Here is a 12,837-nt window from a genome sequence, read left to right as displayed (position 1 = left end):
CCGAAGCGGAAAGAGTTACACCTGGAGTACCCCTATGGCCTGTAGGAATATGATACCGACGACTATAGGGATGACGTACTTCACAGTGAAAAACCATAATCCTGCAACGTTGCTTTGAATCCTGCCGTCGTTTGTGACCTCTGCCAAGGCTTTTTCCTTGCCCCAGAACCATCCCACGAGTATGGCACAGGCAAGTCCACTAAGAGGCAGGGATATATTTGAGCAGAAGTAGTCGAAAAGGTCGAATATGCCCTTGCCGAGGATTTTTACGTCGCCCCACATCCCGAAGCTTAGTGACACAGGGATGCCGAGCAAGAAACACACTGTTCCGTAAAAGACCGATGCCTTTAATCTGCTCCACTTGACTTTCTCCACGAAGAAAGTTATGCATACCTCCATTATGGAAATAGAGGACGTCAGGGCCGCTATGACCAATAGCAGGAAGAAGATGAACGCAAAAAACGCTCCCATGGGCATTTTCGTGAAGATTTGAGGCAGCGAGATGAAGACGAGTCCAGGGCCGCCGCTTGGATCGCCGCCAAAGGCGAATATGGTGGGGAATATGACGAATCCGGCTATTATAGCTATTAGGGTGTCTGTCATCGCGACCACGAAAGAGCTGGATATCAGGTTGTCATCCTTTGATAGATAGGAAGCGTACGTCACCATGCCTGAAAGCCCAAGGGACAAGGAGAAGAAGACCTGACCACATGCTGCCACTACGGTGGAACCTGTCAACTTAGAGAAGTCCGGTTTGAGATACCACGCAACACCTTTCATGGCTCCAGGAAGAGTCAATGCCCTCACTAAAAGTATCAACAGCATGATGAACAAAAGGGGCATTAGGGCCTTGGTGTACTTTTCAATGCCGCCAGAGATGCCTTTAGCTACTATCCATGCCGTTAGGAAAATAAACAGTAGATGGTAGAAAAGAGGCAAAACTGGTTGGCTTATGAAACCTCCGAAGAAGTTACCTATCTGATCGGCAGGCAAACTGGTCAAAGTACCTGTAGCCGACTTCAGCGTATAGTATATGGTCCATCCTCCAACTACAGAGTAATAGGAAATCAGCAGGAAAGATGTGAAAACACCCAAATATCCGATCCACGCAAAGCCTTTGTGTATCTTGGCGTAGCTGTCCACGGCATTCGCTTTCCCATGCCTTCCAATGGAAAACTCCACCAAAAGCAAACTGACTCCTACCACCATAACTATCAAAAGATACATCAGGACGAAAGCGCCTCCGCCTGACTCTCCTGTCATATAGGGGAACCTCCAGATGTTCCCCAGACCGATTGCAGAGCCAGCCGCCGCCAATATAAACCCTATCCTGCTTCTAAATTGATCCCTGCTTGCCATTCCTTTCTCCCTCCTTTTCCAAGATTGTTTCCACAGGCTAAACACCGTGAATTAAAATCTCTGTGTCGAAATCACCCCTTCCTTAAGTTGCTCATTGGCCTTTCTCCAAGAAACTCTTTAATCTCTGTGCTGCCTCTAACAACTTCTCCTCGCTCACCGTGCATGCTATGCGAACGAAGTCGTCACCTCGCTTGCCGAAGGCAACTCCTGGTATCATGGCGACTTTCGCGTTTTCCAGGGCTTTCATGCAGAAAGTAACTGAATCCATGCCTGTTCCCTTTATGTTCACAAACAAGTAAAACCCTCCCTTGGGCTTTATGCAGCTCAATCCAGGAATAGCCCCAAAGGCCTCTGAGGCTACGGAGGTTCGGCGCCTGTAGGTCTCCACCATTTCCTTCACGAAGTCATCCTTGTTTTGCAATGCAAAGACCGCTGCCTTTTGAGCCAGGGTATTGACCCCCATGCTTTGGGCAACGGAGATAACTCCCATGACTCTTATCACGTGGGCGGGAGCGATAGCATAGCCAATTCGCCACCCCGTCATGGCATAGGTCTTTGAGAAACCTGCAATCGTTATGGTTCGCTCCTTCATTCCTGGCAGAGAAGAGAAGGGAATGTGCCTTCCTTCGAAGACGAAGGCCTCATATATCTCGTCCGATATCACTATTAGATCCCTTTCCCTGACGATCTTGGCAATGCCCTCCAGATCTTCATAAGTTGAGACAGCCCCCGTCGGGTTGGATGGGGAGTTTAGGATTAGTATCCTCGAATTAGGGGTGAGAGCTCTTTGGAGGTTTTGAGGAGTAAGCCGGAATTGGTCTTTTTCTTCGATCGGTACAGGAATGACCTTGGCCCCCACGAACTCCAACTGTTGGAAATAAGGAGTGAAGCAAATCTCAGGGATCAAAACCTCCGTATTCTCCTCACATATGGCCTGTAATGCCAGGTAAGATGCCTGAATTCCGCCGGTTGTAACCATTATTTCGTCAGGTTCTACGGATAAGTCATACTTTTTTGCCCAGTAACGGGCGATCTCTTCCTTTAGGTCGCTGAAGCCGGTCACAGGAGGATAGTGGGTGAACCCCTCCTTAGCGGCCTTGCACCCTGCATCAATGATATCTTTGGGCGTGTCGAAGTCGGGTTCTCCAATCCCAAGGTTTATGACGTCATCAAGTTTCGCCGCTGCCTGAAATATCTTCAGCATCGGCGAAGGTCTCAGGTTTTGGTATTTGGAAGCCAACATCAAGACTGTCTACCCCCTTTGGGCCATGAATTCCGACACTAGATTCTTGAAATCCTCCATGTTGAGATCTCGCTTGAGTTTTATGGATAGCTCCTTCACGGCCTGTAGTAGGTCTGGTTTTAATTCCTCGGGGATTTCCAAGCCTGCCTCTTTAAGCCACAGGTTGAGATTGTCCTTGCCGCTTTTCTTTCCCAGATAGATTTTGGGCTCATGTTGTCCCGTGAGTTCCCAGTGGTAGGGGAGCATTATCAGAGGATCAGTGTCTTTGCAGTTCAACCATAGGCTTGATGGGAGCCCAGTTTCCCAGCCGAAAATCCTGCTTCCTGTGACAGGTTTGATGGGCCATACGGGGAAGTTGGAGAGCTCTGCTACGAGATCGGAAAGCCCCTTTATCTTCTCAGTTCTTATTCCAGTCTTTACCCCGTAGAGGGCCTCAAGGGCCAGTACAACGGACTCAAGGGGCACGCTTCCTGCTCGTTCGCCTATTCCGTTCACCGTTACGTGAGCTACGCTCGCGCCTTCCTTCAGGGCAGCGATGGTGGTCGCTACGCCCATGTCAAAGTCGCTGTGGAAGTGAGCCTCAATGGGAAAGTCGTAACGCTCTTTCAACTTTCGAACCCGATTGGCAGCTCCTTCAGGGGAGAAACAACCGAAAGTGTCCACCAATGCCAAAGAATCTATATGGCCCTTCTCAGCCACGGCGTCCACCATTCTGAACAGAAAATCATCAGAGGCCCTGCTTGAGTCGGCGGGGAAGAAGGTAACGTAAAGGCCCATATCGTGCGCCGCCCTTGTGGCCTCTATACACGCCTCCACGGCCTTTTCAAAGGTCCACCGTTTCCCGAATTCCAGAAGATGTTCGCTTCCGATTATCTCCGCTATCACTCCGTCCACGCCCAGGGATTTGGCAAGCTCGATGTCTTTTATCATGTTCCTGACGAAGACGAAAATTTTCGACCCGAGCTTGGCATCCACTATGGCCTTTACAGCCTCAGCGTCCTCCTTGCTGGCAGCAGGAGTTCCCGCCTCTATCCTGTGGACCCCTGCTTCTGCCAGAGCCTTTGCTATCTTTAGCTTGTCTTCCTTGGTGAAAATTATGCCTGCCTGCTGCTCCCCATCCCTAAGTGTCGTGTCCAGGATCTCTATCTTCTCTGGGAAGCCAAACTGTCTTGTCACCTCTTGATCATAATTCTCAGGGCTGACCCACCATTTCCCTTGTTCCTTGTACCCCACAGAAAACACCTCCTTAATTTGTGCTCCAACTTGCCCTCCAGTCGACGGCAACCAACCCTTCTGGCCCCGCTATGACGGGGTTTATATCCAGTTCCTCTATCTCGGGGAAATCCTGCACTAGACGAGCAAGGGACATCATCCAGCGAATTAACTCTTCTGTGTCTATTCCCTTTCGTCCCCTGTGTCCAGCGATGAGCTTCCAGGTCCTTAGCCTCCTCAAGGTTTTCATGGCTTCCTGGGGGGAGAAGGGTACAGGCAAAAGAGCTGTGTCGTGAAGGATTTCCACGGCTATCCCTCCCAGGCCCACCATTACACCATGGCCTAGGTCGCCTTTTTTGACGGCTCCAAGGATTATTTCCGTTCCAGGGCTGGCCATTTCCTGAACCAGAAAGTCGTTGGCGTCGGGGAATCGCTCCCGGAGAGATAAAAGGGCATCTTGGAACTCTTGGGCTGTGTTTATTCCAAGTATCACGCCGCCGTGCTCGCTTTTGTGGATCACCTCTGGATGGTCCACTTTGAGGGCGTAGCTTCTGCACTCCCCGCTAAATAGTTTCGCTGGGTCTATGTCTTTGTAGCTTTGTGTATTGACGGTCTTTATCCCGTAGCAGTCCAGCAGTTCCTTGGTCTTGAGGGGCGGCAGAAAGCCCTGGACATGGCCTAGGGTGCGTCTTATATGTTTTCTCATGGATATGGAAGGTCTCCTGATCTGCGAGGAAGAGTGCTTGCTGTAGTCCTCGCTTTCTTCACGTTTGACCATCCTGCCAAGGATTTCTGCTGTCTGTTCGGGGAAGGGGAAGGAAGGGATACCCTCTTCTTGGAAGACCTTTCGCCCCTTTCTGCCCAGGCCGGGACCGAAGAAGCACGAGAGTATGGGGCCCTGAAATTCCTTCAGGTAAGGCAGCATTGCCTTTGCAACTTCGCCGGTATCCACTGTGGCAGGGGGGACAACTATTACTATCAATGCGTCGTATATGCCTGATTCGACCATCTCCCTCGCTGCCAGGGCGTAGTGTTCTGGTTTTGCAGTTGCCACGAGATCTATGGGGTTTCCCGTCGAAGCTTCCGGAAGGATGGCTTTAGCTAACGAATGCCTGGTTTGTTCTGGAAGAAGGGGCAACTCGAAACCCCGTTCGGCCAGCGCATCGGCGACCAGAGTGCCAGGGCCTCCCGCGTTGGATATGACTCCTACCTTCCTGCCTTTTGCGGCAGGCATCTTTTCAAGGGCCGCCGCCAAAAGAAAAGCCTCTTGAAGGTTATCTGCAGTGATAGCCCCTACTTGGTCTAGTATGGCCTTGATCATGGTATTGTCGCCAGCGAGGCTCCCGGTATGGCTTTGGGCCGCCGCAGCCCCCGCTTGGGTTTTGCCGGACCTTATTACTATGAGAGGCTTTTTCCTCGTGAGGGCGGAAGCGTTTTTCTTGAACCTGGCAGGTTGGGGCAGTGTTTCCATATAAGCGACAACCACCTTGGTGTTTTCGTCGCTTTCGAGGACGGGTAAGAGGTCGTTTATGTTTATGTCCGCTTGGTTTCCTGTCGAATAGATCTGGGAAAAACCCAATCCCAGGTCCTCAGCATAATCGAGGAGGGCAGCGCCTATGGCTCCGCTTTGGGTCACAAAGGCGATCCCGCCTTCCCTAGGTAGGCCTTGTAAGATGTTGGCATGGAGTTTGACATCAGGGTGGGTGTTCAAAAGCCCCATGCAGTTTGGGCCCAAAAACCTAATGTTGGCCTTGTCGACTTCCTGGATCAGCTTCTTCTCCGATAGGGCTCCGTCATCTCCTGTCTCCTTGAACCCTGCTGCTATGCCTACCAGTGCTCTTACGCCTTTTGCCCCGCAGTCCTTTACGGCTTCCAAGACGCTAGATGAGGGAATACAAAGAAGCGCAAGGTCTAATTCAGAGGGTATGTCCTTTACGTTCTTGTACCCCCTGCACCCTGAGACTTCCTCTCCTTTTCTGTTCACCGCGAAAAGTTCGCCACTGAAACCGTAGGACTTTATGTTTTCCAAGACCGCCCTGCCGATGCCCGGTTTTTGGGATGCTCCTATGACCGCTACGCTCTTGGGTGCATAAAGGGAATTCAAGGGGCGGTCCGGTAAAATCTTGTTCTCTTCCCAACTTTCGAACCTTAGGCCTTTGGGGACAGGCTCTCCCTTGTAAAGGACCTCGTTTTGTTCATTTATCTGGAAATGTCCCATGGCGATCTCGTAAACGGTTCGGGCGCCTACGGTCCTGGATTGTTCGTTCACCAGCTTGATGCAGCTTTTTCTGTATTCTTCGAAGCTTGGTGCCCCTTCAAATGGAGGGACCTCTACTGGGGGAGATATGATGAGCAAAGGGCCGCCGTCCAGCTCGTTTGTCGCTAGATGTGAAGAGGCGCGAAGGGTCTTTTCTCCTGCTCTGAGGGCATCCCCCACACCGTCTGCGCCGGCGTATGCTCTTTTGCCGTCCTTAGTTATCGAGAGGTCCGCAGGGTGAACGTTCACCACCCTAACAGCATCAAGAATCTCTTCCGTGGTAGCCCAGACGTAGCCGGCCAGAAGTATTAGATGAGGTTCCAGGTCCTCCCATAGTTTCATGGCTTCTTGATCGTAAAGCTTGCGGAGTTCTCTGTCCTTTAGGGGTGCGTTGCGATCCTCGTAAAATTTCCTTATGTCCAGTACCCGTACAGGGATACCCAGTTCCTCCGCAGTACGAATGCCCTTTGCGTTGGGATTGTCACAGAAAAGCCCCACTATCTTGAAAGGGCTTCCCTCCGGTGTTCTCTCGAGTCGCCTTTGAAGCTCCAGGGTTCTGAACAGGGTAGCTCCGGAGCCCGATATGTAACCCAATACTCTCATTGGGCCGTAATTGGGGTTGAATATGCTCTTTGCCATGCCTAAAACTCCTCCATCTGTTTTTCTAGCATTTGGGTTAAAGTGGAAAAATGATTTTCGAAGGATGCCTTTATGCGCTCTGCATTTCTGGACTTAAGGGAATCAAGGATCTCTGCGTGCTGTTTCTTGAGGTTGTCCAGGTAAAACTTAGGGTCCTTCTCTATGCATTTTTTGAGGATAAAGCGCCTTTGGAGCCCTATGGCGTTGTTGACCTGCCGCAGCTCTTCCAAGATGATCTTGTTTGGGTAGGCTCCGTAGATCTTCATGTGGAACTTGTCGTTTTCCATGAAGGCCCTGTCGTATTGTTTGGTGTTGACGAAGTGGATTATGTTTTCGTTTATGTTCTCCAGTTCATTGAAGTCCAGGTTGTCCACGAACTTGTAGATGTGGGTGCTTATGTGAGATCTGAGGATCTGCTGCAGCTCTTCCAGTTGAGAGAACTCCTCTGGACTGTGGGAAGCCACACTCCAGCCCTCCCTGGCTTGATAGGAGAGAAGTCCCTCCCGCCCGAGCTCCTTGAGGGCTTCCCTGATAGGGGTCTTGCTTATGGATAATTCTCTTGAAAGCTGATCTATATTAATCTTCTCCCCAGGACTGAAGCGCCCCGAAAGGATCATGTTTCGAATCTCTTCCAGGGCAAGCGCCGCTATAGTAGGCACTTTCATGTTCTTACACCTCCCATAGTCGGATATCGTATCCGATATCCGACTAACAAATATCACGAAAAAGCAACTTGAGTCAAGCCCGAACTCAGCTAAGGTCCAGTTAAAAGAAAATCTAACTAGGAACTGGATCTTTTAAATAATCAAGATGGGGTTAATGTATAGAAGCGACTGAGTACATTACATGAAGGGGGAAGCGTTTGGATGGAAAAGGGGACGAAAAGGCTAAAGGAAGGCTTTGCCGAGATGTTCAAAGGTGGAGTGATAATGGATGTAACCACTGCGGAACAGGCAAGGATTGCAGAACAAGCTGGGGCAGTTGCGGTTATGGCTCTTGAGAGGGTTCCGGCGGATATCCGAAAGACCGGAGGCGTGGCCAGAATGGCCTCGATAAGCAAGATAAGGGAGATAATGGAGGCTGTTTCAATCCCGGTAATGGCCAAGGTTAGGATTGGCCACATAGTGGAGGCAAGGATCCTGGAGGCTCTAGGAGTGGATTTCATAGACGAGTCTGAGGTTTTGACGCCGGCTGATGATAAACATCACATAGATAAGCACAGCTTCAGCGTGCCTTTTGTGTGCGGAGCCAGAAACCTGGGAGAGGCTCTAAGGAGGGTTGCCGAAGGAGCTGCAATGATAAGGACCAAGGGTGAAGCAGGGACAGGGAACGTAGTTGAAGCTGTAAAGCATATGAGGACCGTCATGTCGGAGATAAGAAAGGTTCAAAATATGCCCTTTGAGGAGCTGGCAACTTATGCAAAAGAGATACAAGCGCCAGTGGAGCTTCTGCAGAAGGTCAAGGAGTTAGGGAGGTTGCCGGTGGTTAACTTTGCAGCTGGAGGAGTCGCTACTCCCGCTGATGCCGCTTTGATGATGGAGCTTGGAGCTGATGGGGTGTTTGTGGGAAGTGGTATTTTCAAATCTAAGGATCCTGAGAAAATGGCAAGGGCCATAGTGATGGCCGTGACCTATTGGAATGATCCGGACACGTTGCTTAAGGTTTCGGAGGACATAGGAGAGCCTATGGATGGCTTGGAGATCGAAAACCTGGAAGTGAAACTCCAAGAAAGAGGATGGTAGGCCATGTTGATAGGCGTCTTGGGGGTGCAGGGCGATTTTAGAGAGCACAGGTTCATGCTTGAAAGGCTTGGAATTCCTTTCAAGATAGTTCGGACCCCAGAGGAGCTGAACCAGGTAGATGGGCTCATTATTGCAGGTGGGGAGTCCACGACAATGATAAGAATCATGAAGAGGGTAGGCCTTTTTGACTATCTGAAAGAGAAGATAAAGAATGGCCTGCCGGTTTACGGAACCTGTGCAGGAATGATATTGCTCGCTGCGCACGTGGAAAACTATCCACAAGAGTCTTTGGGTGCGATAGACATACACGTAGTAAGGAACGCCTATGGCAGGCAAGTGGATAGTTTTGTGGAGTCCGTAGAGGTGAAGGGTTTGGACAGTCCTTTTGAGGCCATATTTATAAGGGCACCAAAGGTGGTTAAGTGGAAAGATGATGTCCATGTGTTGTCCGAGCTTGAGGGGACTCCAGTTATGCTCAGGCAGGATAATGTTTTGGTGAGCTCCTTTCATCCAGAACTTACGGGGGATCCAAGAATACATGACTACTTCGTAAATATGGTAAAAGGCGCATAGAAGAGCCAGGTTAGGGTCGGGCCTTGGTTTCGGTGAGCTTTGTTTACGATGGGAAAAGCGTCAAAGTTGAGGCCTGACCCTTAAGGCGTTTTATAGGCCATGGGGGCGCGAGTGAGGTTTACTTTGACCTTAGAGCCAATGGCGATGTGTTTGTGAGAAGGGACTCGGACCTTAATGGTATTATGTCCCATCGTTAGCATCACCAACTGGGTAGGGCCTAGAAATTGTTTTTGAGCCACGAAGGCATGCCCCTCTGGATGGGGGTCAATTTCAATCTGCTCAGGACGAACCATGAGCTTGACTTTGCCCTCCACGGGCGAGGCCACAGGTACTTGGCCTAGAATGCAATAGGCTCTTCCTTTGTTTACGTGGGCTTCTATCCAGTTGACCTCTCCGACCAAACTGGCGACCTTGTCGTTTATAGGCCTTTCGTAGACCTCTTCAGGGGAACCAAACTGGAGAATTCGGCCTTCTTCCATAACGGCTATCCAATCTCCCAAAGCCAAGGCTTCCTCTTGATCATGGGTTACGAAAACGGCGGTTCGACCTTCTCTTTTCAGTATATCCAAAAGTTCCCACCGCAGTTGCTGCCTGGGGTTTGCGTCAAGGTTGGAGAATGGTTCATCCAAAAGAATTAGGTCTGGTTCTGGGGCCAAAGCCCTAGCCAGAGCAACCCGTTGTTGTTGACCTCCGGACAGTTCGTGGATATGTCTTTTCTCCATACCACAAAGTCCAACCAATTTCAGTAGTTCCTTGACTTTCTGTTGCCGTTGCCTTGAATTTCTTATTCCATATCCTATGTTTTCTTCGACCGTCATGTGAGGAAATAAAGCGTACTCCTGGAAGACCACGCCCACCTTGCGTTCTTCCGGTCGCACAAAAATGTCTTGGCCGGCCACTGTTCTGCCAGCTATGGAAATGATCCCTTCATCCGGTTTTTCAAAGCCAGCTATGAGCCGCAGAGTTGTTGTTTTGCCGCAGCCTGAGGGGCCCAAAAGGCAAAGAAAATCTCCTCTCTTTAAGGAAAAACTTACATTATCCACGGCAACTGTACCGTTAAACTCTTTGCGCAGCGCCTGGCAGCGTAAAGTGGTTGTGTTAGTATTCAACGTTGGATTCACTCCTTTGCGAATTACCTTCTCTTGCAGTTTTCGGTATGACCCACGTGATCGACAACCCAGAGAGAAGTATTATGATCAAGGCAGGTACCGCAGCTCTTGCGTAGAAGGCTTCTTCCATGGATCCCCACATGTTGGTCGCCAGGGTTTCAAATCCAACTGGACTAAGCACCAGCGTAAGCGGCAGTTCTTTAACTATATTTAAGAAGGTCATGGTCATTCCACCTAAGATACCTGCTTTAGCTAAAGGCCAAGTAATCGTCCTGAAGATACGGCTTCTGGATGCCCCTAAACTTTTTGCCCCGTCGTACACACGAGGATGTATATGTGCCAAAGCCGTTTTGCTTGCTCCAGTTGTATGGGGGAGAAACCGGATTGAATAGGCCAGGATGAGAAGGGAAAATGTTTGGTATAAGGGGTAAGCAAATCGAATGGTGAAAAAAACAAATGCCAAGGCTACTGCGATGCTAGGAAGTCCGTATTGGATGTGTATGACATTTTCCATGGCTCTTGTTATTAGTTTTTTATGGTGGTGCAAAGAAATATAGGCCACGATTAACCCCAAAGCCCCTGCCACAAGGGCTCCTGCCGCAGCTACGCTGAAAGAACCAGTAACGGCACTAATTGGGAATTTTAGGTTTTCCCCTGAAGATAATCCCAGTACAAGCCAATATCCGGTGACAACTATGGGCAGCCCCAAGGCCAGGATTGGTATCCCATAGGCAATGATGGATACTGGCCATCTCCATACTCCCAAATCGACCTTTTTGCTAGGACGGTGATTTTTCCCGGAGGCTTTAAAAAGGAAGCGTTGATGAATCTGAGTCTTGATGAGAATGAGGAAAGCGCTCAAGGCCATTACTATCAACCCTAAGGCCGCTGCATATTCCCTGTTGAATGATGCTTCATACTGGATATATATGGCACGCACAAAGGTGTCATAGCGCAAAAGGGACACGGCGCCAAAATCGCTTATGGTGTACAGCAATACTAAAATTGCGCCCGAAAGAAATCCGGGGACAAGAGTAGGCAGCACTATGCGGAAGAAAGTGCTCAACGGGCCGTGTCCAAGGCTGTAAGAAGCTTCTTTTAGGGATTCGTCGGAAGATGAAAACGCAGTTTGCAGATTGATGAAAAGATAGGGGTAAGTGTATAGGGAAAGGGCTGCCACAGCTCCCCAGAAGCCATACACCTGGGGAGCAATTGAAATACCCAGAAATTTTCTTGCGGCTTCCACCAACATTCCACCGGTACCGAGGGCAGAGATGAGAGCATATGCACCGATATAGCTAGGGACGACCAACGGGGCAGTACTGAGAATAACGAGAAATCGTCTGCCCAAAACGTTAGTTTGGGTTGTCAGCCAGGCAAGCGGTAGGGATAGTGTAAGGCACACGCACAAAACGGTGCCAGAGAGTAAAAGAGTGTTTATAAGTAACTGCGCAGTTCTTTGGGAGAAAATTAGCTCCCGAACCTCCTGTCCAGACACTAACCCTCTCACGGCTAGGTAAAATATGGGAAGGCCGGCAAGAATTATCACCAAAAGGGATATTGCTGTCACCAGTATATTGCTTTTTGTTGCGTGCCAGGCCTTCCTTGAAGTCATTATTAAAGAATCCCTACCTTCCGAAGCAGTTTTAAAGTGTTCTCCAAGTCACTAAGGTCGCTCAAGTCTATGTCTGGGGTGTCAATATCCTCAAGGGGCGGCAAAGCTTGGTTTGCCTTGACTCCTTTGACCAGCGGGTATTCGTAGGTTGCTTCTGCGAAGTACTTTTGTGCTTCCTCGGAGGTCAAGAAATCTATCAGTTTAAGTGCTGTTTCTTTGTTTTTGGAAGATTCGAGAATTCCTACGCCTGCCACGTTGATCAAAGCTCCCACATCAGAGCCAGACAGGTAATAGTTTTCCACGGGGAAATCTTGGCCTCGCTCTGCCTTGAATCGATAGAGGTAGTAGTGGTTGACAAAACCAACGTCGATTTCGCCCTTCGCTATGGCCTCAATAATCGGGGTGTTTTTGGGATAGCTTTTAGGTTCATTGGCTAAAATGCCCCTTAGCCAAGCTTCAGTGGCATCGTCTCCCAATGCAACTCTCATGGCGGTTACAAAGGCCTGGAAGGATGCGTTTGTAGGAGGCCAACCAATTCGGCCTTTCCATTTTGGATCTGTAAACTCAAGAATCGATTTGGGCAGGTCTTCTTTGGTCAATCGTTCGCTGCTGTAGGCGACCACTCTAGCTCTTCCTGTGACGCCAATCCACTTGTCTTTTTTGGATCTGAAGCGCTCTTCTACGCGGTCCAGCAAGTTGTTCGGTAGAGTTTCAAGAATTCCTTCTGATTCCAAAGCACCCAGTGCCCCTGCGTTCTGTGAGAAGAAGACATCAGCAGGTGAACGAGTCCCTTCCTCCAACAAGGTTGCAGCCAATTGGGAAGTTTTGCCATAACGGACTTTAAGTTCGATTCCATACTTCTCGCTGAATTTGTCGAATATAGGCTGAACCAGCTCTTTGCTTCGTCCAGAATATACCACCAGGCTTTCCTGGGCTGAGGCTGCCGAAGGTAGAAGGCTAACCGAAAAGATCAAGGTAATGACCCCAGCAATCACCAATAGTACACTGAACAAACCTGACAAAGACCGAAACCTCATATATACACCCTCCTTGAATTGCAAAGTATCTGATAAGAAAAATCATTTTCA

At 49.6% G+C, this 12,837-nt stretch carries 10 protein-coding genes; 2 read left to right on the top strand and 8 right to left on the bottom strand.

Going from position 1 to position 12,837, the window contains the following annotated elements; genetic code table 11:
- Positions 1-15: 15 nt before the first annotated feature.
- From V7Z69_RS06445 to V7Z69_RS06425, 5 genes are all read right to left on the bottom strand, one after another.
- Positions 16-1,359: a sodium-dependent transporter gene (locus tag V7Z69_RS06445; RefSeq protein WP_334139231.1), complete on the bottom strand. Its 1,344-nt coding sequence runs from the start codon at positions 1,357-1,359 to the stop codon at positions 16-18.
- Between the two features lie 91 nt (positions 1,360-1,450).
- Positions 1,451-2,602 (bottom strand): pyridoxal phosphate-dependent aminotransferase, encoded by a 1,152-nt coding sequence (locus tag V7Z69_RS06440; RefSeq protein WP_334139229.1) that lies wholly within the window; start codon positions 2,600-2,602, stop codon positions 1,451-1,453.
- Positions 2,603-2,611: 9 nt separating this feature from the next.
- The gene (locus V7Z69_RS06435; RefSeq protein ID WP_334139228.1) at positions 2,612-3,835 is read right to left on the bottom strand and encodes a LeuA family protein; all 1,224 of its coding nucleotides are present in this window, start codon (positions 3,833-3,835) and stop codon (positions 2,612-2,614) included.
- A 13-nt stretch (positions 3,836-3,848) separates the two neighbouring features.
- Positions 3,849-6,710, bottom strand: coding sequence for an acetate--CoA ligase family protein (locus V7Z69_RS06430; protein WP_334139227.1), 2,862 nt, complete (start codon positions 6,708-6,710; stop codon positions 3,849-3,851).
- Positions 6,711-6,712: 2 nt separating this feature from the next.
- Complete coding sequence (locus tag V7Z69_RS06425; protein ID WP_334139226.1) at positions 6,713-7,375, bottom strand: GntR family transcriptional regulator; 663 nt, start codon at positions 7,373-7,375, stop codon at positions 6,713-6,715.
- 201 nt (positions 7,376-7,576) lie between these two features.
- Here V7Z69_RS06425 and pdxS point away from each other — a divergent pair, with 201 nt between their 5' ends.
- Together pdxS and pdxT are read left to right on the top strand one after the other, a co-directional pair.
- Positions 7,577-8,452, top strand: a complete 876-nt coding sequence (pdxS, locus tag V7Z69_RS06420; RefSeq protein WP_334139225.1) for a pyridoxal 5'-phosphate synthase lyase subunit PdxS — start codon at positions 7,577-7,579, stop codon at positions 8,450-8,452.
- Positions 8,453-8,455: 3 nt separating this feature from the next.
- Entirely contained in the window at positions 8,456-9,025 is a 570-nt protein-coding gene (gene pdxT, locus V7Z69_RS06415) for a pyridoxal 5'-phosphate synthase glutaminase subunit PdxT (RefSeq protein WP_334139224.1), read from the top strand.
- 80 nt (positions 9,026-9,105) lie between these two features.
- Here the strand turns inward: pdxT and V7Z69_RS06410 are convergent, their stop codons facing one another.
- Genes V7Z69_RS06410 through V7Z69_RS06400 form a run of 3 tightly spaced genes read right to left on the bottom strand, consistent with a single transcriptional unit; the run spans position 9,106 to position 12,786 of the window.
- The gene (locus V7Z69_RS06410) at positions 9,106-10,134 is read right to left on the bottom strand and encodes an ABC transporter ATP-binding protein (protein ID WP_334139223.1); all 1,029 of its coding nucleotides are present in this window, start codon (positions 10,132-10,134) and stop codon (positions 9,106-9,108) included.
- On the bottom strand, positions 10,124-11,749 hold the full coding sequence (locus V7Z69_RS06405) for an ABC transporter permease (RefSeq protein WP_334139222.1): 1,626 nt from the start codon (positions 11,747-11,749) through the stop codon (positions 10,124-10,126). Before V7Z69_RS06405 ends, V7Z69_RS06410 begins: the two co-directional genes overlap by 11 nt.
- A 2-nt stretch (positions 11,750-11,751) precedes the next feature.
- Positions 11,752-12,786, bottom strand: coding sequence for an iron ABC transporter substrate-binding protein (locus V7Z69_RS06400; RefSeq protein WP_334139221.1), 1,035 nt, complete (start codon positions 12,784-12,786; stop codon positions 11,752-11,754).
- Positions 12,787-12,837: the final 51 nt, after the last annotated feature.

The sequence above is a fragment of the Thermovirga lienii genome (assembly GCF_036847465.1).
Taxonomy (GTDB): domain Bacteria; phylum Synergistota; class Synergistia; order Synergistales; family Thermovirgaceae; genus Thermovirga; species Thermovirga lienii.
This window is presented reverse-complemented; position numbering and strand designations above follow the sequence as displayed.

What these genes read in the sequence shown, in the direction of transcription:
- V7Z69_RS06430 (WP_334139227.1), bottom strand. Translation starts at nt 6,710, where the DNA reads ATGGCAAAGAGCATATTCAACCCCAATTACGGCCCAATGAGAGTATTG.
- V7Z69_RS06400 (WP_334139221.1), bottom strand. Translation starts at nt 12,786, where the DNA reads ATGAGGTTTCGGTCTTTGTCAGGTTTGTTCAGTGTACTATTGGTGATT.
- V7Z69_RS06405 (WP_334139222.1), bottom strand. Translation starts at nt 11,749, where the DNA reads ATGACTTCAAGGAAGGCCTGGCACGCAACAAAAAGCAATATACTGGTG.
- V7Z69_RS06440 (WP_334139229.1), bottom strand. Translation starts at nt 2,602, where the DNA reads ATGTTGGCTTCCAAATACCAAAACCTGAGACCTTCGCCGATGCTGAAG.
- pdxS (WP_334139225.1), top strand. Translation starts at nt 7,577, where the DNA reads ATGGAAAAGGGGACGAAAAGGCTAAAGGAAGGCTTTGCCGAGATGTTC.
- pdxT (WP_334139224.1), top strand. Translation starts at nt 8,456, where the DNA reads ATGTTGATAGGCGTCTTGGGGGTGCAGGGCGATTTTAGAGAGCACAGG.
- V7Z69_RS06425 (WP_334139226.1), bottom strand. Translation starts at nt 7,375, where the DNA reads ATGAAAGTGCCTACTATAGCGGCGCTTGCCCTGGAAGAGATTCGAAAC.
- V7Z69_RS06445 (WP_334139231.1), bottom strand. Translation starts at nt 1,359, where the DNA reads ATGGCAAGCAGGGATCAATTTAGAAGCAGGATAGGGTTTATATTGGCG.